The organism is Caulobacter sp. FWC2, from assembly GCF_002742625.1.
Taxonomy (GTDB): Bacteria; Pseudomonadota; Alphaproteobacteria; order Caulobacterales; family Caulobacteraceae; genus Caulobacter.
Window position 1 is genome coordinate 2,774,820 of record NZ_PEBF01000001.1, and the last position, 16,954, is coordinate 2,791,773.

Annotated in this window: 19 protein-coding genes and 1 pseudogene; 11 read left to right on the forward strand and 9 right to left on the reverse strand. The window is 67.2% G+C overall.

Annotated features, from left to right (window positions below; all coding sequences use genetic code 11):
- Positions 1–122: 122 nt before the first annotated feature.
- The gene (locus CSW62_RS13290; RefSeq protein ID WP_099578507.1) at positions 123–1,562 is read left to right on the forward strand and encodes a dicarboxylate/amino acid:cation symporter; all 1,440 of its coding nucleotides are present in this window, start codon (positions 123–125) and stop codon (positions 1,560–1,562) included.
- A 7-nt stretch (positions 1,563–1,569) separates the two neighbouring features.
- Here CSW62_RS13290 and CSW62_RS27475 read toward each other — a convergent pair.
- From CSW62_RS27475 to CSW62_RS13305, 3 genes and pseudogenes are all read right to left on the reverse strand, one after another.
- Positions 1,570–1,962, reverse strand: a pseudogene (locus CSW62_RS27475) (DUF1003 domain-containing protein); the annotation flags it as partial.
- On the reverse strand, positions 1,959–2,438 hold the full coding sequence (locus CSW62_RS13300; RefSeq protein WP_099578511.1) for a low affinity iron permease family protein: 480 nt from the start codon (positions 2,436–2,438) through the stop codon (positions 1,959–1,961). The pseudogene CSW62_RS27475 and the gene CSW62_RS13300, both read right to left, overlap by 4 nt.
- The gene (locus CSW62_RS13305; RefSeq protein WP_099578513.1) at positions 2,438–2,962 is read right to left on the reverse strand and encodes a hemerythrin domain-containing protein; all 525 of its coding nucleotides are present in this window, start codon (positions 2,960–2,962) and stop codon (positions 2,438–2,440) included. The genes CSW62_RS13300 and CSW62_RS13305 overlap by 1 nt, the downstream gene beginning before the upstream one ends.
- Before the next feature lie 184 nt (positions 2,963–3,146).
- Between CSW62_RS13305 and CSW62_RS13310 the strand changes: the two genes are divergently transcribed.
- Together CSW62_RS13310 and CSW62_RS13315 are read left to right on the forward strand one after the other, a co-directional pair.
- Positions 3,147–4,046, forward strand: coding sequence for an SDR family oxidoreductase (locus tag CSW62_RS13310; RefSeq protein ID WP_099578515.1), 900 nt, complete (start codon positions 3,147–3,149; stop codon positions 4,044–4,046).
- A gap of 115 nt (positions 4,047–4,161) precedes the next feature.
- Positions 4,162–4,890, forward strand: a complete 729-nt coding sequence (locus tag CSW62_RS13315) for a DUF72 domain-containing protein (RefSeq protein WP_099578517.1) — start codon at positions 4,162–4,164, stop codon at positions 4,888–4,890.
- A 210-nt stretch (positions 4,891–5,100) separates the two neighbouring features.
- Here the strand turns inward: CSW62_RS13315 and CSW62_RS13320 are convergent, their stop codons facing one another.
- The 4 genes from CSW62_RS13320 to CSW62_RS26950 form a co-directional block, all read right to left on the reverse strand.
- Entirely contained in the window at positions 5,101–5,892 is a 792-nt protein-coding gene (locus CSW62_RS13320; protein ID WP_099578519.1) for an SDR family oxidoreductase, read from the reverse strand.
- Positions 5,892–7,082 (reverse strand): zinc-dependent alcohol dehydrogenase, encoded by a 1,191-nt coding sequence (locus tag CSW62_RS13325; RefSeq protein WP_099578521.1) that lies wholly within the window; start codon positions 7,080–7,082, stop codon positions 5,892–5,894. The genes CSW62_RS13320 and CSW62_RS13325 overlap by 1 nt, the downstream gene beginning before the upstream one ends.
- Before the next feature lie 30 nt (positions 7,083–7,112).
- A complete protein-coding gene (locus CSW62_RS13330; protein WP_099578524.1) occupies positions 7,113–7,700 on the reverse strand; it encodes an SRPBCC family protein in 588 nt (195 codons plus the stop codon).
- Between the two features lie 214 nt (positions 7,701–7,914).
- Entirely contained in the window at positions 7,915–8,268 is a 354-nt protein-coding gene (locus tag CSW62_RS26950; protein WP_233206680.1) for a hypothetical protein, read from the reverse strand.
- 182 nt (positions 8,269–8,450) lie between these two features.
- Between CSW62_RS26950 and CSW62_RS26955 the strand changes: the two genes are divergently transcribed.
- The 6 genes from CSW62_RS26955 to CSW62_RS13360 are packed head-to-tail and all read left to right on the forward strand — an operon-like array spanning position 8,451 to position 13,870.
- Positions 8,451–8,921 carry an iron-containing redox enzyme family protein gene (locus CSW62_RS26955; RefSeq protein WP_233206681.1) on the forward strand — a complete coding sequence of 157 codons (471 nt, stop codon included), beginning with the start codon at positions 8,451–8,453 and terminating at the stop codon, positions 8,919–8,921.
- A 5-nt stretch (positions 8,922–8,926) separates the two neighbouring features.
- Entirely contained in the window at positions 8,927–9,160 is a 234-nt protein-coding gene (locus CSW62_RS13340; protein WP_099578526.1) for a hypothetical protein, read from the forward strand.
- Positions 9,157–9,432 (forward strand): hypothetical protein, encoded by a 276-nt coding sequence (locus tag CSW62_RS13345; protein WP_099578528.1) that lies wholly within the window; start codon positions 9,157–9,159, stop codon positions 9,430–9,432. The genes CSW62_RS13340 and CSW62_RS13345 overlap by 4 nt, the downstream gene beginning before the upstream one ends.
- A 1-nt stretch (position 9,433) precedes the next feature.
- Positions 9,434–12,175, forward strand: coding sequence for a cyanophycin synthetase (gene cphA, locus CSW62_RS13350; RefSeq protein WP_199170598.1), 2,742 nt, complete (start codon positions 9,434–9,436; stop codon positions 12,173–12,175).
- Entirely contained in the window at positions 12,168–13,043 is an 876-nt protein-coding gene (locus CSW62_RS13355; protein WP_099578530.1) for an isoaspartyl peptidase/L-asparaginase family protein, read from the forward strand. The genes cphA and CSW62_RS13355 overlap by 8 nt, the downstream gene beginning before the upstream one ends.
- Entirely contained in the window at positions 13,040–13,870 is an 831-nt protein-coding gene (locus CSW62_RS13360) for a cyanophycinase (protein WP_099578532.1), read from the forward strand. Before CSW62_RS13355 ends, CSW62_RS13360 begins: the two co-directional genes overlap by 4 nt.
- Here the strand turns inward: CSW62_RS13360 and CSW62_RS13365 are convergent.
- Both CSW62_RS13365 and CSW62_RS13370 read right to left on the reverse strand, forming a co-directional pair.
- Complete coding sequence (locus CSW62_RS13365) at positions 13,867–14,829, reverse strand: methyltransferase (protein ID WP_099578534.1); 963 nt, start codon at positions 14,827–14,829, stop codon at positions 13,867–13,869. The genes CSW62_RS13360 and CSW62_RS13365 overlap by 4 nt on opposite strands.
- 176 nt (positions 14,830–15,005) lie before the next feature.
- Positions 15,006–15,740 (reverse strand): Crp/Fnr family transcriptional regulator, encoded by a 735-nt coding sequence (locus tag CSW62_RS13370; protein ID WP_099578536.1) that lies wholly within the window; start codon positions 15,738–15,740, stop codon positions 15,006–15,008.
- Between the two features lie 59 nt (positions 15,741–15,799).
- Between CSW62_RS13370 and CSW62_RS13375 the strand changes: the two genes are divergently transcribed.
- Positions 15,800–16,090: a hypothetical protein gene (locus tag CSW62_RS13375; protein ID WP_099578538.1), complete on the forward strand. Its 291-nt coding sequence runs from the start codon at positions 15,800–15,802 to the stop codon at positions 16,088–16,090.
- The gene (locus CSW62_RS13380) at positions 16,087–16,842 is read left to right on the forward strand and encodes a Crp/Fnr family transcriptional regulator (protein ID WP_099578540.1); all 756 of its coding nucleotides are present in this window, start codon (positions 16,087–16,089) and stop codon (positions 16,840–16,842) included. Before CSW62_RS13375 ends, CSW62_RS13380 begins: the two co-directional genes overlap by 4 nt.
- Positions 16,843–16,954 lie beyond the last annotated feature (112 nt).

Sequence of the window (16,954 nt, forward strand, 5' to 3'; positions counted from 1 at the left end):
TCGCCCACTTGTCACAAGCGCCCCTGAGAGGGGGTTAGCCTCTGTTTCTACAACGTCCCGTCTGGGCCGGGGGAGCCAATGCCTTCCACCGTCGTTTGGCTTGCTCAAAGGAGGGCAGGACGATGGACTCATCACGGCGAGGCTCGGTCACCGGACGTTGGAATAATTCGTCCACGCGCATCCTTCTTGGGCTCGTCGTCGGTCTCCTGGCCGGCGCGACCCTAAGCGGGGGCGCGTCGCCGACCCGCGAGCTGCTGTTGGCTATCAGTACGCCGGTTGGACAGCTGTGGCTTGATGCCCTGACGATGACGGTCGTGCCCCTTGTGTTTAGTCTCCTCGTCACGGGCGTCGGATCGGCGGCCTCCAGTGCTGCGGCCGGAAGTGTAGCGACCCGCGCGATGCTGTGGTTCGTCGTCCTGCTCGTCGCCGCCTGCGCGCTCAGCGCCACACTGACCACCTTGGCGCTGGCTTGGGTCCCGGTTCCCGCCGGCGGCGGCTCACTGCGCACGGCCGGCGCGGGCGCGCCGGTGATCGCCGAAGCGGGAGCTTGGTTCAGCGGCATCATACCCGCCAACCCCGTCAAGGCCGCCGCCGAGATGAGCATGGCGCCCTTGGTGGTCTTTGCCCTGTTCTTCGGGTTCGCCGCCAGCCGCATCGACGCGCCGCTACGCGGGTCGCTGACGACGTTCTTCGAAGCCGTAGTGGCGACCATGTTGGTGATCGTCCGCTGGGTGCTGCTCGCCGGCCCTGTCGGCGTTTTGGCGCTCGGATTTGGGGTGGGCGTCCAGATGGGCTTGGGCGCGGCTGGCGCTCTCGCGCACTACGTCCTTATCGTGGTCGCCGCCTGCCTTTCGATCACCCTGGCGGCCTATGTCCTGGTCGCGCTGGCAGGACGTATCTCTCCTCTTACCTTTGCCAAGGCCGCTTTGCCGGTCCAGGCCGTGGCCCTGGGCACGCAGTCCTCGCTGGCCTGCCTTCCGGCAATGATCACCGCGACGGGGGCCCTGCGCACATCACCGGGGACCTCGGAAGTCGTCCTTCCGCTTGCGGTGTCGATCTTTCGCGCCGCGAGCGCCGCGGCGAACATCGCCGTGGCCATCTACCTGGCGCATCTTCACGGGGTCGCCCTGTCGCCCGCCACGCTGTGCGTGGGTGTCATGGTAGCGGCCGCGGTGAGCCTGGCGGCAGTCGGTCTACCGGCCCAGGTGTCGTTCTTCGCGACGATCGGTCCGGTCTGCCTGGCCATGGGCGTGCCGCTGACCGCCCTGCCCGTTCTCCTGGCTGTCGAGACCGTCCCGGACCTCTTCCGCACCCTTGGCAATGTCACCACGGATCTGGCTGTGGGGCGCATTGTCGGCCAAGATCGGGTCGCCGCGAACGTCGACGAGCCCGAATGGCCCGAGGTCGCCCCCCCTAAGAAGGCGCGTCGCCGCCGGATTTGTCGGCGATCGAGGCCGCGACAGCCTCGGGATCAGTGGGCTTGGCCATATCGTCGGATTCCGCATCGATCCGATCGGCCACGTCGGGCTGATCCCGGCGCAGCTCCTCGAGAAGCTGGATGATCTTGGCGCTCTTGCGATCGGCCAATAACGCCAGTTCCAAGGTCAGCTGGGCGCGACGGTCCGCCAATTGGTCCTCACGTCGTTGGGTGACCAGGATCAGAATCGAGACCAGAAAGGCCGCGACGGTCGCGGCCAACTCAAGCCAGGCGAAGGCCGGTTGATCCACGGCGCCGCCGCCGCGCCACGCTGCGTAAGCGGCCCATCCGATCACCACCGTCATCAAGGCCAGGGGAGCGGCGGGCCGGCCGAGCCGCTCCGTCACCTTGTCGATGGATCGTTGAAGTCCGGTGGCGCTGCCATAGTGCTCGCGATGAAGCTTGGCGACCGCGTCCACCGAATCCTCGACATGCCGCGCCATGTCACCACGGGCGCTCGGACTTTGGGCTTCGGGCGGCGTCATCGGCGTTGGCGCGCGGCGGGCGAAGCCGAGCTCTTGGGCTTGGCGGCTCGGCTCTTGGTCGCCGCCTTGGCCTTCGGCTGCTGGCGCGACTTCCGCTCGGCCTGTGCCCGGGCCGCGATCTTGGCGCTGCGCTCGGCGTCTTTCTGACACCGGGCATGGAGCGCCTCCAGCTCTTTGTCGGTCAGCTTTTCGATGCCCATGAACTCGTCCTGGGCGTCTGAGGCGCGGATCAACTCGTCGAGCTTGGTCTGTACCGCCGCGCCATCGCGATTCTGAGTGTTCTGGATCAGGAAGACCATCAGGAAGGTGATGATGGTCGTGCCGGTATTGATCACCAGCTGCCAGGTCTCGGAGAACTTGAAGACCGGCCCCGAGGCCGCCCAGACCAGCACCGCCGCGACGCACAGCAGAAAGGCGACGGGGCTCCCCGTCGCCTTGGCCGTGGCGTTCGCGAATTTCGCGAACAGCTTGTCCATCAGTGGGCCGCGAGCCTCGTGCCCTCCAGGGTCGGCGTCTCGGGCACGGGCAAGCCGCCGGCCTTGTAGGTCGCGATCAGTTGTTCCTTCTCGGCGGCCATCTGTTCGCCCAGGGCGTCCATGTCGAGGCCGGCCTTGCGGGCCTGGCTGAACATGCCTTCGACGCGCTTTTCCTCTTCCTCGACGTGGTGCTCGATCATCTCCGACAGCACCTTGACCTTGGCGTCATAGAATTCGTCGTCCGGACCGCCCGCCTCGATCTCGGCGATCAGCACCTTGGCGCCGTCGTGCTCGACATAGGCCTCCTTCAGCAGGTCTTCCTCCACCTTGCCCTCGCAGGCCGGGTAGAAGATGTCCTCCTCGATCTTGGTATGAACGGTCAGCTCCATGCAGATCTGCTCGGCCAAGGCCTTCTTCTTGCCGTCGCCCTTGGCGGACTTGAATTGAGCGAACAGGTCTTCGACCTTGCGGTGGTCGGCTTTCAGTAGTGCGACGGCGTCGAGCTTGGGGGCGGCGGTGGCCATGGCATGATCTCCTCGGGACAGCGGCGTCTGTGAACCCAAGCAACGGCGACGTTTGGCCGATGTTCCCGCTTTCAGCCAGTTGAGAGACGTTCGCGAAACATCATCCAGGTTGGTCGGCAGCGCGGACGGAACAGCAGCCGGACCATCTCGTTTGGGTGCTTGGAACACCACGCGGAGAGGAACCATGAGCCAAGACAGCCGTCTGACGATGCAGGATCCGCGCGAGCAATATCCCAAGCCGCCCTTCCCGCCCCAGCCCCAAGCCGCGCCCGGCCTAGCCGCGCGCATGGAGCCTCGCCCCGATCACGGCGAGACCAGCTATCGAGGGTCGGGGCGCCTGGCCGGACGCAAGGCGCTGGTCACGGGGGCGGACTCCGGGATCGGCCGCGCTGCGGCAATCGCCTTCGCGCGCGAGGGCGCGGACGTGGCGATCGGTTATCTACCCAGTGAGGAACCGGACGCGCGCGAGGTCATCGCCCTGATCGAGGCCGAAGGCCGCAAGGCGATCGCCTTGCCCGGCGACATCACCGACGAAGCGTTCTGCCGTGAGCTCGTCGCCCAGGCCGTCGCGGGTCTGGGCGGGATCGACATCCTGGTCAACAACGCCGGCAAGCAAGTGACCCAACCCGATATCGAGGACATCTCCAGCGCTCAGTTCGACCAGACGCTGAAGACCAATCTCTACGCGATGTTCTGGATCACCAAGGCCGCCGAGCCCCACCTGCGGCCGGGAGCGGCCATCATTAACACGGCTTCCGTCCAGGCTTATGAGCCATCCGAGGGTTTGCTCGACTACGCCACGACCAAGGCCGGCATCGTCGCCTTCACCAAGGCGCTGGCCAAGCAAATGATCAAGAAGGGGGTGCGGGCCAACGCCGTAGCGCCCGGCCCGTTCTGGACGGCGCTGCAGCCGAGCGGCGGGCAAACCCAGGAAAAGGTTCAGCACTTTGGCGAGCAATCCCAGTTGGGCCGACCCGGCCAGCCTGTCGAGATCGCGCCGGTCTATGTTCTCCTGGCCTCGCAGGAAGCCAGCTTCATCACCGGGGAAGTTTACGGCGTGACCGGCGGCGCCGGCATCGCCTAAGCGCTCCGCTGTTGAGGATCGGCCGTCGCCGCCAGAGCCGAACGCGTCCTGGCGCCGCCGCCACGAACGGAGCTTCAACGGCAAGGGCGGCCGACGGCGACCGCAGGGAGACTACATGGATAAAGTCGCGCGTGTTGGCTGCTCGGGCTGGGCCTACGACGACTGGCGTGGCCCCTTCTATCCCAACGAGGTCAAACTGAAGGATCGGTTGACCTATTACGCGAGCGTTTTCGACACGACGGAGATCAACGCTAGCTTCTACCGTTTGCCCACGGACAAGGCTGTCCAGGCCTGGGCCGACCAAGTTCCTGATGGCTTCCTCTTCGCTTGGAAGGTGTCGCGCTACATCACCCACAACAAGAAGCTGAAGGATTGCAAGGAGAGCGTCGATCTGGTGTTTGGCCGCATGGCGCCCCTGGCCGAAAAGCGGGGCCCGGCGCTTGTCCAACTCCCGCCCATGCTTCATCGGGATGATGAACGTCTCAACCGCTTTTTGGCTTGGATGCCCAAGGGTCAGCCCGTGACCGTCGAGTTTCGGCACCCCAGTTGGCACGAGCCGGCCATCCTAGACATTCTTCGCAACCACGGCGTGGCGCTTTGCGTCTCCGACCACCACGACGCGCCATCCCCCTGGGAAACCACCGCAGACTTCGCCTATGTGCGAGGACATGGGCCCGGCGGACATTACCATGGACGCTACGCGCCAAGCGATCTGCGCGCCTGGGCCGACTGGATCGGGTCCTGTAAAGCCGCTGGGATCTCGGTCTACAACTACTTCGACAACGACATCAAAAGCGCCGCGCCGCAGGACGCGACGGCTCTGATCTCACACCTGAGCGGATAGAGATGAATCCGCCCCCCACACCGCTCGCGCCCGCACGTCCGGCGCGTCAGTCGGCGCCGTTGCCTGGATCGGTCGCGTCGGGGTCGTGCGTGTAGGACGCCCTGCGCGTCGGATCGGCGGTCGGCGCCAAGGGCGCTTCCAGACCTGCGTCCTGGGCGGGCGCCGGAGAGGGTTTTGGGACGGACTCGCGGAATGGCGGTTCAATCGCCATCACGATTTACCTGAGCCGGGCTCGGCCATTTTGCGGTGCTGCTCGGCCAGAACGCTCTGCGGGGTGACCGCCGCGACCGCCGCCTGCAGCTTGTTCTTGAAGCCCGCCACGACGTCGCCCTCGCCCTTCTGCATGGCGCGGTAGCCGGTCAGCGCCACGTCGGCCGGATCGGCCTTCTTCGGATCGGCCCCGACCTTGGTGTCCAGCATGTCGGCGCGCTCGAAGAACTCGGTGTCGGTCGGACCCGGCATCAGGCAGCTGACCGAGACGCCGGTGTCCTTCAGCTCGTTGCGCAACGCCCAGGCGAAACTGTCGAGGAAAGCCTTGGTGCCGTTGTAAACGGCCTGGAACGATCCCGGCATCAGGCCGGCGATCGAGCCGGTGATCAGGATGCGACCCCGCTCGCGCTCGCGCATGTCGCGGGCGATATTCTGGATCAGATAGACCGTGCCGGTGACATTGGTGTCGATCACGAACCGCGCCTCAGCCCAATCCTGATCGAGGAAACCGTGGCCCAGGCCCCGGCCGGCATTGGCCATCAGGGCGTCGACCTGTCGCCCCCCGATCAGGGCGAGCAGCTTGTCGACGCCTTCGGTGGTCGACAGGTCGACCTGCAGGGCCTCGACTTTGCCGCCGTGCTGCTCCAAGGCGTCCTTGGCCTCGACGATCGAGGGCTCGTCGGCGGCGATGACCAGGTCGTAGCCGTCTTCGGCGGCCAGACGGGCCAGCTCGTAGCCGATGCCGGACGAGGCGCCGGTAACGACGGCCAGGGGGCGAAGATCCTCGATCATCAGGCGGCTTCCTTTTCCCACTCAGGCTTGAGGACGACCTTGGTCACCTCGTTCTGGTTTTCCTTGAACATCTTGTAGCCGTCCGGCGCGCGCTCCAACGGCAGGCGGTGACTGATCAGGAAGGTGGTGTCGATGACCCCCTCGCCGATCAGGTCCAACAACGTTCGCAGGTACTTTTGGACGTGGGTCTGGCCGGTGCGGATCTGCAGGCCCTTCTCCATCAGCGCGCCGATCGGGATCTTGTCGCCCATGCCGCCGTAGACGCCCGGGATCGAGACCCGCCCGCCGGTGCGGCACGCCATCAAGACCTCACGAAGGACGTGGGCGCGGTCGGTGCCCAGACGCGTGGCGACCTTGACCGCGTCGACCACGTTGTCGATCGAAAAGCCGTGGCTCTCCATGCCGACCGCGTCGATGCAGGCGTCCGGCCCGATGCCGCCGGTCATGGCCATCAGAGCCTCGCGGACCTTGACGTCGTGGTAGTTGATCACCTGGGCGCCGAGCGACTTGGCCAGCTCCAGGCGGTGCGGATGGTGGTCGATGGCGATGACCTTGTGGGCGCCCTGGATCAAGGCGCTCTGGATGGCGAACAGCCCGACCGGACCGCAACCCCAGACCGCCACCGTGTCACCCGGCTCGATCTGGCAGTTCTCGGCCGCCATCCAGCCGGTGGGCAGGATGTCGGACAGGAACAGAACCTTCTCGTCCTCCAGGCCATCGGGAATGACGATCGGCCCGACGTCGCTATAGGGCACCCGGACATACTCGGCTTGGCCGCCGGCATAGCCGCCGGTCATGTGCGAATAGCCGAACAAACCCGTCATCGCCGTGCCGTAGGCGATTTCGCCTAGATCTTGCGTCTCGGCTGGATTGGAGTTCTCGCAGCCCGAGAACTGCTGTTTCTCGCAGTGGAAGCACTTGCCGCAGGCGATCACAAACGGGACGACCACCCGCTGGCCCTTCTGCAGGGTCGAGCCTGGCCCGGTCTCGACGACTTCGCCCATGAACTCGTGGCCCAGGATGTCGCCCTTCTCCATCGAGGGGATCATGCTGTCATAGAGGTGCAGGTCCGATCCGCAGATGGCGGTCGAGGTGATCTTTATGATCGCGTCGCGAGGATTGACGATCTTGGGGTCGGGCACGGTGTCCATGCGGACGTCGTGTTTGCCGTGCCAGGTCAGGGCGCGCATGGGCGTCTCCGTCTAGAAATTTGTGTTGGATCAGCCTTGCGGCGCGGCTTCGGGGGTCTTGGCCGTGGAAATCTCGCCGGTTTCCATCAACTGCTTGAAGCGGCGCAGCTCGCGGCGCGCCTGGATCTTCGGCTCCTTCTGGAAAAGCTTGGCGATCAGCTTGCCAAGATCGCCGCCCGGCGGCTCGTAGACGATGGTGGCGGTGACCTCGGTCCCGCGCCCCGGCGGGCCGTCCTTGAACTCGATGCGGCCGGCATTCTTGATGTCGGCGCCCTCAACGGACTCCCAGGCCAGCAGCTCGTTCTCGACCTCCTCGGTCAAGAGGCTGTCCCACTCGACGGTCTTGCCGGCCGGGGCCTTGACCACCCAGTGCGAGCGCTTGTCGTCGCCGGGCGTGACGCTCTCCACGTTCTCCATGAAGAGCGCCAGGTTCCGGAAATCGCGCCAGAAGGCGTAGAGCTCCGCCCGCGGACGATTGATGGTCACCGTGCGGCCGACCAGGGCCGCCTCGTGCCAACCGCGCTCTTCGGCGACCTCATGGGCGATGTCGCGCTGGTGCACCGCGGCGGTCAGCGGCGCGTCACTCTCAAGCGTGCGGGCGATGGTCTCTTCAGACATCGTCGATCTCCTCAATTCCGCAGATCAACAGTCCGAGCCGCCCCTTGTTCCGACAGCCAAGGTTGTGCCCCGCCCAACTCATCAAATGAAGAGATGGGCAGGACCGGACCACGGCTGGGGCCCGGTTTCCGGGGCTTTGGTTGCGCAGCATTCCCGACATTGGAACGCCAGGCGCAGGGCTCCGTTTGAGCTGCTCGCCGCCAAAAAGTGCGGTTCAAGTCAAAACCGGGAGGAGATGATCATGCGCGAGACGCAGTCGAACGCTTCCCCACTCGCCAGGAGAGCAACCATGTTTGGTGGCGAACGTCTTTCGCGCCTCGGCGCCTTTAGTCCTCAATTTCCAGACGCCGAGGCCCTGCACAAGGGCCTGGCGCACTGGAACCATCACCGGCTTTCGCCGCAAGCGCCCATCGAGACCTGGCGCGAGACGATCGACGAGGAACGGCGGATGAAGCGCGTGGAAGGCGAGTTCATAGAAGCCTTCCGGAGCCACATCGCCCACCTCGTCGACACGGTCCCTGAGGACGCGGAGGCCTTCGTCGCCTGGTTCGAAGCGCTCAAGGATCACGGCCCCGGCCAGTGGGACCCATTGTTCGATTGGCTGGAAGGTTCGGCGTCGCTCGAAGACCTCAAGTGGTTCCTGACCCAGGAAGCGGCCGGCGAGGCTGGGTTTGACGACCTGGTCGCCTCACCCAGGTCAAGATCCCCGACCGCGCCAAGCTCGAACTGGCCCGCAACTACTGGGACGAAATGGGCCGAGGCAACGCCAAGGGCATGCATGGTCCGATGCTGGAGCGCACCAGCGCCACCCTGGGCCTCTCGCCCACCATCGACGCCACGCTCTGGCAGTCGCTGTGCCTTGCCAACACCATGACGGCCTTCGCCACGACGCGGCGCTACGCCTGGCACTCCATCGGCGCCCTGGGCGTGGTCGAGCTGACCGCCCCAACCCGCGTGGCCTGTGTCGATGCGGGCCTCAAGCGCGTCGGCGTCTCGCCCGACGCGCGCAAGTACTTCGCCCTGCACGCCCATCTCGACGTGGAGCACTCCAAGGCTTGGAACGCCGAAGCGCTGATCCCGCTGGTCGCGGAGGATCCGACCCGGGCGCGGTTCATCGCCGAGGGCGCGATCATGCGCTTGATCTGTGGCGAGCAGTGCTTCGAGACCTATCGCGCCCATCTGTGGGCCCACACCCACCCGCTCGTCTACGCGGCGGAGTAAGCGTCATGCCCAGCATTTTCGATGTCTCGCCCTTTGACGGGGGCTGGTGCGTGAAGATCGCCGACACCGGCGAGGTCCTGTTCTTTACGGCGCGGCGGCAAGCGATCGCCGAGGCGCGGGCCTTGGCGCGGCTCTGGCCAAAGGAGGTCAAGGTCAAGGTACGTCCGCGCCGCGTCCCGGGCCTGACCGAAACCTGGACGCCCGCCGACTTCGCCTATCCCTTGGGCGCGCCCGCATGAGCGCCCTCAACGCTCCATCAAGCTGGCGCCAGGCCGATCGCGGCGCGAGCGGTCGTGCCGACGGTCACGACACCATGATCGGCTTCTCGATTTCGCCGACAGGCTCAGGGACTTGGGCCTGGCGCGCCTGCGACCAGTCGGGCCGCGTCCGCGCCCAGGGCGTGGCGGGAAGCCGCAAGCTGGCGGCGGCCCTGGTGATCCATCACATCGTCTCGACGCGGGCGGAACGCGTCGCGTCGTCCTCCCCCGAAACCCGCGCCAAGGCGGCTTAGGATGATGCGCGTTCTCGAAGCGGCCACCTATCGCGGACCTCATCTCTACGCCAACCGGCCGATGATGCGGATCCAGCTGGACCTGGGCCCCCTGGAGGCCTGGCCGACCAACCGGATCCCCGGCTTCACCGATCATTTGATGGTCGCCCTGCCGGGCCTGGAGGCTCACGGCTGCTCCTACAAATCGCACGGCGGGCTGCTGCTGCGGATGCGTGAAGGCACCTGGCTGGGCCACGTGATCGAGCACGTCGCCTTGGAACTGCAGAAGTTGGCCGGGGTCGAGGCCGGGCGGGGCAAGACGCGGTCGGTCAAGGGCCGGCCCGGCGTCTACAACATCCTCTACGTCTATGAAGGCGAAGGCCTGGGCCGCGCCGCCGGCCGCGCCGCAGTCGAACTGGTCCACAGCCTGCTGCCGCATGACCTGCAGGGCCTGGCGGGGCTCGATCGGATCGCGCCGCCGATCGGTGACCTGACTCCGCCTTTCTTCGACCTGCGTCGCACGTTGGAGCACCTGCGCACGATCGCCCGGCGCGAGACCCTAGGCCCGACCACGCGCTCGCTGGTCAACGAGGCGCGCCGCCGAGGCATTCCGGTCCAGCGTCTGGACGACCAGAGCCTGGTCCAGTTGGGCTGGGGCGCGCGACGCAAGCTTATCCGCGCCAGCATCACGGGCCAGACCGGCCACATCGCCGTGATGACCGCCGGCGACAAGGCTCTGACCAAGACACTGCTGGCGGCGGCGGGGGTGCCCGTCCCACGCGGCGGCGTCGTGCGCACGCTCGAAGAGGCCCTCGCCCAGGCCGAACGGATCAAAGGCCCGGTGGTCCTGAAACCCCTGGATGGCAACCACGGCCGGGGCGTCAGCCTGGGCCTGGAGACGCCCGAACAGGTGCGCTGGGGCTACGAGCAGGCGATCAAGCACGGCCGCCGGGTGATCGTCGAAGAACAATATGTCGGTCGCGACTACCGCATCCTGGTGGTCGGCGGCCAGGTCACAGCCGTGGCCGAGCGTGTGCCGGCCCGGGTGATCGGCGATGGCCAAAGCACCGTCGCCCAACTGATCGAAAGCGTGAACAAGGACCCGCGACGCGGGATTGGCCACGAGCAGGTCATGACCCGCATCGTCGTCGACGACCAGGTCCGCGAGATGCTCGCGCGGGTCGATCTTTCGCTGGAGGCGGTTCCTGAGCCCGGCGCCGTGGTCACTTTGCGCGCCACCGCCAACCTTTCGACCGGCGGCACGGCAATCGACCGCACCGATATCATTCATCCCGACAACGCCGCCATCGCCCGCCGCGCCGCCCTGACGGTGGGGCTCGACGTGGCCGGAATCGACTTCATGGCCCCCGACATCACGCGGTCGGTCCGCGAGACCGGCGGCGGCATCGTCGAGATCAATGCCGCGCCCGGTTTCCGCATGCACCTGGAGCCTTCCGAAGGCCAGCCGCGCGACGTGGCCAAGGCCGTGGTCGCCGACCTCTTCCCACCTGGCGCCCGTAGCCGCATCCCGATCGTCGCGGTCACCGGCACCAACGGCAAGTCGACCGTCGTGCGCATGGTCGCCCGCATCGCGCGCGAGATGGGCAAGACGGTGGGCCTGACCAACACCACCGGCGTCTACGTCAATGACGAGCGGGTCGTGGAGGCCGACGCCAGCGGCCCCAAGAGCGCCCGCATGGTGTTGCGCGACCCGACGGTCGATGTGGCGGTGCTGGAGACCGCGCGCGGCGGAATGCTGCGCGAAGGCCTGGCCTTCGACCGCTGCGACGTCGGCGTCGTCCTGAACGTCACCGCCGATCATCTGGGGCTGAAGGGCGTCGAGACGCTGGAGGACCTGGCCTCGCTGAAGTCGATCGTCACTGAAGCGGTCTCGCGGCGGGGCGTCAGCGTCCTCAATGGCGACGATCCCCTGACTCTGCGAATGGCCAAGCACGCCGGCGGTCGCATCGCCTATTTCACCCTGAGCGGCGGCTTCGAAGACTTGAGCCCCTTCCTGCAAAAACACGTGGCCGAAGGCGGGCTGCTGGCCGCGCGCGAAGCCTCGGTGCGCGGCGGTGAACTGGTGCTCTACGACAAGGGCCGGCGCATCCCGGTGATCCACGCCGACGAGATCCCCGCCACGCTGAACGGCATGGCCCGGTTCAACGTCGCCAACGCGCTGGCGGCGATCACCGCTGGCCACGGCCTGGGCGCCAGTCCCGCGCAGATGGCCAAGGCTCTGCGCGCCTTCACCTCCTCGCACGCCGAGAACCCGGGCCGGTTCAACGTCCATGACGCCCACGGTTTTCGGGTCATCGTCGATTATGCCCACAACCCCGGAGCCATGCGGGCCATGGGTGACCTTGTCGCCAAGCTGCGGCCGACCGTCGGCCGGGTGATCGGCGTGGTCAGCATCCCTGGGGACCGGCGCGACGAGGACATCCTGGAGATGGGCGCGATCGCGGCGGAGATGTTCGACGAGCTGATCTTCCGCGAACTTCCGGACGGACGGGGTCGTCCGGCCGGTTCGGTGCTGTCGCTGTTGACGAAGGGGGCGCTGGACGCGGGTTTCCCAACCGATCACCTGCACCGCATTCTCAGCGAGAGCCGCTCGATCGACGCGGCGCTGCGCATGGCCACGCCCGGCGACCTCGTCCTGGTCTTCCCGACCGCGGTGGACGCGGCGTGGCGCCAAGTCACCGCCTTTCAGCCGCAGGGCCTGGCCGCGCCGCACGGCCTCGAGGCGGCTGGCGTCCATGTCTGAGACCGGCTGGGCGATCATCGTCCATGGGGGCGCCAAGGACATTCCGCCGGGCCTGGAAGACGCGCACCGGCGCGGTTGCCTGCTGGCCCTGGCGGCCGGGCAAGCCATCCTCGAGGCCGGCGGCGCCGCCATCGCCGCCGTCGAGATGGCGGTGCGGGCCCTGGAGGAGGACCCTACCTTCAACGCCGGACATGGGGCGGTGTTGAACGCCGCGGGCGAGGTCGAGTGCGACGCGGCCATCATGGATGGCGCGACTCTGGCGGTGGGCGGCGTCGCGGCCGTCAAGACGCTCAGGCATCCAATCTCGGTGGCCGCCGCCCTGCTGTCGCGGACGCCGGTTTTGTTGGTGGGCGCCGGGGCCGAAGCCTTCGCTGGCGCGCACGGCGGCGAACTCTGCGATCCCGCCGACCTGATCGTCGCGCGGCCCGGAGACCCCGGATGCGACACGGTCGGCTGCGTGGCGCTGGATCGCCACGGCAATATCGCGGCCGGAACCTCGACGGGCGGCCTGACCGGCTGTCATTCGGGCCGGGTCGGCGATAGCCCCCTACCCGGCTGCGGCCTCTATGCCGACAACGTCGTTGGCGGGGTCTCGCTGTCGGGCGATGGCGAGAGCCTGATCCGCACGACATTGGCCGCCCGCCTGATGCACAGCCTGGAAGCGATGCCGCCGGGCGCCGCGATCCAGGCGGCTCTGACCTATCTCGCCCGGGTCGGCGGCGAGGCCGGACTGATCGTCATCGACACCGAAGGCCGCGTCGATTGGGGTCACAACAGCGCCCAGTTCGCCGTCGCCCACGCCCGCGCGGGCCAACCCGCCCGGGCTTTCGTCAACCGGGCGCAAGACGCCCAGGAAGACTACCCATGACCACCGCATCCACCATCGAAGGCCCGCTGATCATCATCGGGGGGCACGAGGACAAGGAGGGTGACAAGATCATCCTCAAGGCCGTCGCCGAGCGTCTCAACGGCGGCCGGCTGGTCGTGGCCACCATCGCCTCGCATGCGCCGGAAGGCTATTTCGAGACCTACCAGAAGGCCTTCGGGTCCCTGGGCGTCACCGACCTGGTCGAGCTCTATATCGAAGACCGCGCCGAGACCCACGACGCCGCCAAGCTGGCCCTGCTTGACGGCGCGGCCGGCGTGTTCTTCTCAGGCGGCGACCAGTTGCGGATCAGCAGCCAGATCGGCGACACGCCGATCGAAGCGCGCATCCGCGAGATCTGGCGGTCCGGCGGCGTCCTGGCCGGAACCTCGGCTGGCGCCTCGGTAATGAGCGACACGATGATGGTCCGCGGCGCCAGCGCAGAGACCCATCGCATCGGCGATCTGCAGATGGCGCCGGGCTTGGGGCTGGTGCGCGACACGATCATTGACCAGCACTTCGCCGAGCGCGGTCGCATCGGGCGGCTCCTGGGCGCGGTGGCGCAGAGCCCGCGGGTGCTGGGTGTTGGCATCGACGAGGACACCGCCATCGTCTTGCAGGGGGACGACTTCACGGTGATTGGCAGCGGCGCGGTCTATGTCGTCGACGCCGAGGGCGTCAGCGCCTCCAACATCGCCGAGGCCAAGACCGAAAGGGCCTTGTCGATCTTCGACGTCCGCCTGCACGTGTTGGCCAGCGGCGACGGCTTGAACCTGACGACCCGGCGGCCGCACGGCCAGCCGATACCGCCTGCCCCTTCCGACGGCTAGCCGTTGCGCTGGATCACGGCCCCCACCGCGGCGATACGCTCGACATCCGCATAGGCCTCGCGTCGCAGTTCGCCGCCGAAGATGTCGGGATCGAGCTCCTCGTAGGTCAGGCGATAGGCTGATCCCGCCACCAGGCCTTCCAGCGCGACCCGAAAAGCGTCGATCCCGCCGTCGAGGATGGCGCTGCCGGTATAGAGCACGAACTTGCCGCCCGGGCTTAGCCGCCCCAGCGCCTGTCCGGCCCAGTCCAGCGACAGGCGCGCGCCGTGCATGTCCCCGCCGTCCTTATAGGTGCGCCCCGACTCGCCCGCGACGTAAGGCGGATTGGCGACAATCAGATCATAGGGACCGTGCAGACCCGCCATGCCGTTGCTGATCCGCGCTTCGGCGACCACGCCGGCATGGGCGGCGTTGATGGCCGCCAGTTCCAGCGCCCGGGTGTTGACGTCCCCCAGCACCAGCCGCGCCGCTGGGTGAAGCCGGGCGGCCGCCAAGCCTCCGACCCCGGCGCCGCAGCCGATCTCCGCGATCGACAGGACACTGTCGTCGCGGGCCGATTGCGCGATGAAACGCGCGAAGCGATAGGAGTCAGGGCCCAGGAACACCGCGTCGCTCGCCTTGGCCGGAAAGGCGGAATGCAGGAACAGCATGCCGGCCAGGCGTGACACCCGTACGCGGCTTCTGAACCGGTCGCCCTCCTGATCCAGCGCGTCCGCCGCCCGCAGCAGCTCGAACAACGCCGGTTCCAGGGCATGACGCTCGAAGGCCTGGCTCCAGCCGAAGATGGCGCGCACGGGCGAGCCTCGCGACAGACCGCGTTCGACCGCGCGACGTCCGACCGATGGCGTGGGCGTGACGAAGTCATAGGCCTGGGCGTCAAGGTGAGCCAGCAGAGCCTGAAGCGCCATGGCCCGGCCAGACAAGCGCGCCTCGTCCGCCGCCTCATGCTGCAAAGCCATTCGACCCTCCAAAATCAAACGCTGCGAGACAGGCCCCGTCGTCAGCGCGGCTGTCGCAGGCCTAATAAGGTCAAGCTCGGGCTTGGGTTCCAAACTCGTTGAGCCGTGGCTGGAACGCGCCACACAGCGTGACGGCTCGCTTGCGACATCGCCCCATTTAGGACGGCGCAATCCCGTCAGACCGCATCACGATGCAGTCGAAGATAGGTCGGATCGAACGCCCCAAGACGAACCAGGCCAGGCCAATCCTTGATCGTCACCTGGCCCGCCTTCCACTCCAGGAGATCTTGCCGCCGAAGCTCCATCAGCACGCGGTTGACATGGACCTGGCTCAAGCCGAGCACGTCGCCCAGATCGGCCTGGGTGATCGGCAGGCCAAACCTTTGGTCGCAGGCCAGGCCCGCCGCCTCCAGGCGGCAATAGAGTTCGCAAACGAGATGGGCCATGCGGCTGGCGGCATTCTGCTGGCCCAGGGTCACCAGCCATTGACGGTGGATGGCGCCGTCGACCACGGTCTCCAGCCAAAGAAGCCGGGTCAGGTGCGCGGCCGTCTCGGTCAGGCGACGCAGATCGTCATGCGCCGCCGGTGCGATCACACAGTCGGCCAAGGCGATGACGCCGTGATCCATCTGGCGCATGAGCATGCTGTGGAGATCGACGAAGTCGCCGGGCACATTGATCTCGGTGAGCTGGCGCCCGCCGTTCGGCGTCAGGCTGAAGCGGGCGCATAAGCCGCTCACCAGGAAGGTGCTGAAACTGGGACGGTCGCCCGGTTCGATCAGCATCTTGCCGGCGGCCACGGTGCGAACCGGCCCAAGCAAGGTGGAGAGCGCTTGGCGCTCGGCCGGCGAGATCGCGTCGCGCCGCGCCATCTTTTCGATCAGTGGCGCGATCGCCGAGGATGGGGCCATGGGCTTGTCTGGGAGCAACCGTCCCTCTCCGGTTTGCGATGTGGGCGAGCGTCCACCCAATGGCCGATCAAAAGATCAGCGCCAATAACCTAGATCAACGCGCGCCGCCGCCGATGGGCTTAACCGTTCGGGCTCACGCGGAGGTTTTCTTGCTCCCCAGCCTCATCTTTCTCGGCGTCGCCGGTGATCGGACGTCCACGTTCGTCGATATCGACATTGATGTGGCCGATCCGGAAAAGCGCGCGCGCGAACTGCTCGCCGAGCATCGCAGCTGCGATCGGGTCGAGGTCTGGCGCGATGAGCGCTGCATCGGCGTGATCGCCCGCGCCCGGTCCCAGGAGTCCCTGTGAGCCGCCTTCTGATCGCCAGCCTGGATCGCTTCGGCCCGCTGCGCGACGGCGTGCGCGAACGACTGGCGGCCTGTGACCAGAAGGCGGAAACCTTCGAGCCCGGCCAAGTGATCTTCGCGGCCGGCGCGCGCTCCAAATTGCGCCTGCTGGCGCGTGGCTTGGCGATCAAGGTTGCGGTGCTCCCGGAGGGCGGGCGGCAGATCTTCGCCGTGGCCGTCCCCGGCGACCTGATCGATCTTGCCGGTCTCTTTGTCGGTTGCGATCACGAGGTGCGCGCCTTGGGGCCCTGCGAAGTCCGCTCGCTCAGCAGCGGAGACGTCCGCGCCCTGCTGCAAGATCATCCAAGCCTGGTGGCCGCGCTCTGCCGCGCCGTGCTGACCGAGGCTCGCATCCAGCGCAACTGGATGGTCAGTCTTGGTCGAAGGTCGGCCGCGGCGCGCACGGCCAATCTGCTTTGCGAGGTCTATTGGCGTCAGAAGGCGCTGGCGCTCGCGGGGGATGGCCGTTGCGCGCTGCCGGCGGTGCAAAGCGATATCGCCGACGCCCTGGGGCTTTCGGCCATTCACATCCATCGCGTTCTGCGCACCCTTCGCGACGAAGGCCTGGCCACCTTGCGAAACGGGGCGCTGCACATCCAGGATTGGGAACGCCTGGCCGCCTTGGGCGCGTTCGACCCCGATGTCCTGCGGCCGCAATGCGATCCGGAAAGCGCCGGTGGCGTCTATCGCGCGATGGCGGGCCAGACCGCCTAGACGCGACGATCAATTGATTGTCGCGGCCGACCAAAAAGCGCCTCGCTAGGGCCTGACGCGCCAGATTGGATGAAGGCCTGGAACGGTCCGGGCGGCGGCGATTTGGCTTGGG

What these genes read in the sequence shown, in the direction of transcription:
- CSW62_RS13290 (WP_099578507.1), top strand. Translation starts at nt 123, where the DNA reads ATGGACTCATCACGGCGAGGCTCGGTCACCGGACGTTGGAATAATTCG.
- CSW62_RS13300 (WP_099578511.1), bottom strand. Translation starts at nt 2,438, where the DNA reads ATGGACAAGCTGTTCGCGAAATTCGCGAACGCCACGGCCAAGGCGACG.
- CSW62_RS13305 (WP_099578513.1), bottom strand. Translation starts at nt 2,962, where the DNA reads ATGGCCACCGCCGCCCCCAAGCTCGACGCCGTCGCACTACTGAAAGCC.
- CSW62_RS13310 (WP_099578515.1), top strand. Translation starts at nt 3,147, where the DNA reads ATGAGCCAAGACAGCCGTCTGACGATGCAGGATCCGCGCGAGCAATAT.
- CSW62_RS13315 (WP_099578517.1), top strand. Translation starts at nt 4,162, where the DNA reads ATGGATAAAGTCGCGCGTGTTGGCTGCTCGGGCTGGGCCTACGACGAC.
- CSW62_RS13320 (WP_099578519.1), bottom strand. Translation starts at nt 5,892, where the DNA reads ATGATCGAGGATCTTCGCCCCCTGGCCGTCGTTACCGGCGCCTCGTCC.
- CSW62_RS13325 (WP_099578521.1), bottom strand. Translation starts at nt 7,082, where the DNA reads ATGCGCGCCCTGACCTGGCACGGCAAACACGACGTCCGCATGGACACC.
- CSW62_RS13330 (WP_099578524.1), bottom strand. Translation starts at nt 7,700, where the DNA reads ATGTCTGAAGAGACCATCGCCCGCACGCTTGAGAGTGACGCGCCGCTG.
- CSW62_RS26955 (WP_233206681.1), top strand. Translation starts at nt 8,451, where the DNA reads ATGGGCCGAGGCAACGCCAAGGGCATGCATGGTCCGATGCTGGAGCGC.
- CSW62_RS13340 (WP_099578526.1), top strand. Translation starts at nt 8,927, where the DNA reads ATGCCCAGCATTTTCGATGTCTCGCCCTTTGACGGGGGCTGGTGCGTG.
- CSW62_RS13345 (WP_099578528.1), top strand. Translation starts at nt 9,157, where the DNA reads ATGAGCGCCCTCAACGCTCCATCAAGCTGGCGCCAGGCCGATCGCGGC.
- cphA (WP_199170598.1), top strand. Translation starts at nt 9,434, where the DNA reads ATGATGCGCGTTCTCGAAGCGGCCACCTATCGCGGACCTCATCTCTAC.
- CSW62_RS13355 (WP_099578530.1), top strand. Translation starts at nt 12,168, where the DNA reads ATGTCTGAGACCGGCTGGGCGATCATCGTCCATGGGGGCGCCAAGGAC.
- CSW62_RS13360 (WP_099578532.1), top strand. Translation starts at nt 13,040, where the DNA reads ATGACCACCGCATCCACCATCGAAGGCCCGCTGATCATCATCGGGGGG.
- CSW62_RS13365 (WP_099578534.1), bottom strand. Translation starts at nt 14,829, where the DNA reads ATGGCTTTGCAGCATGAGGCGGCGGACGAGGCGCGCTTGTCTGGCCGG.
- CSW62_RS13370 (WP_099578536.1), bottom strand. Translation starts at nt 15,740, where the DNA reads ATGGCCCCATCCTCGGCGATCGCGCCACTGATCGAAAAGATGGCGCGG.
- CSW62_RS13375 (WP_099578538.1), top strand. Translation starts at nt 15,800, where the DNA reads ATGGCCGATCAAAAGATCAGCGCCAATAACCTAGATCAACGCGCGCCG.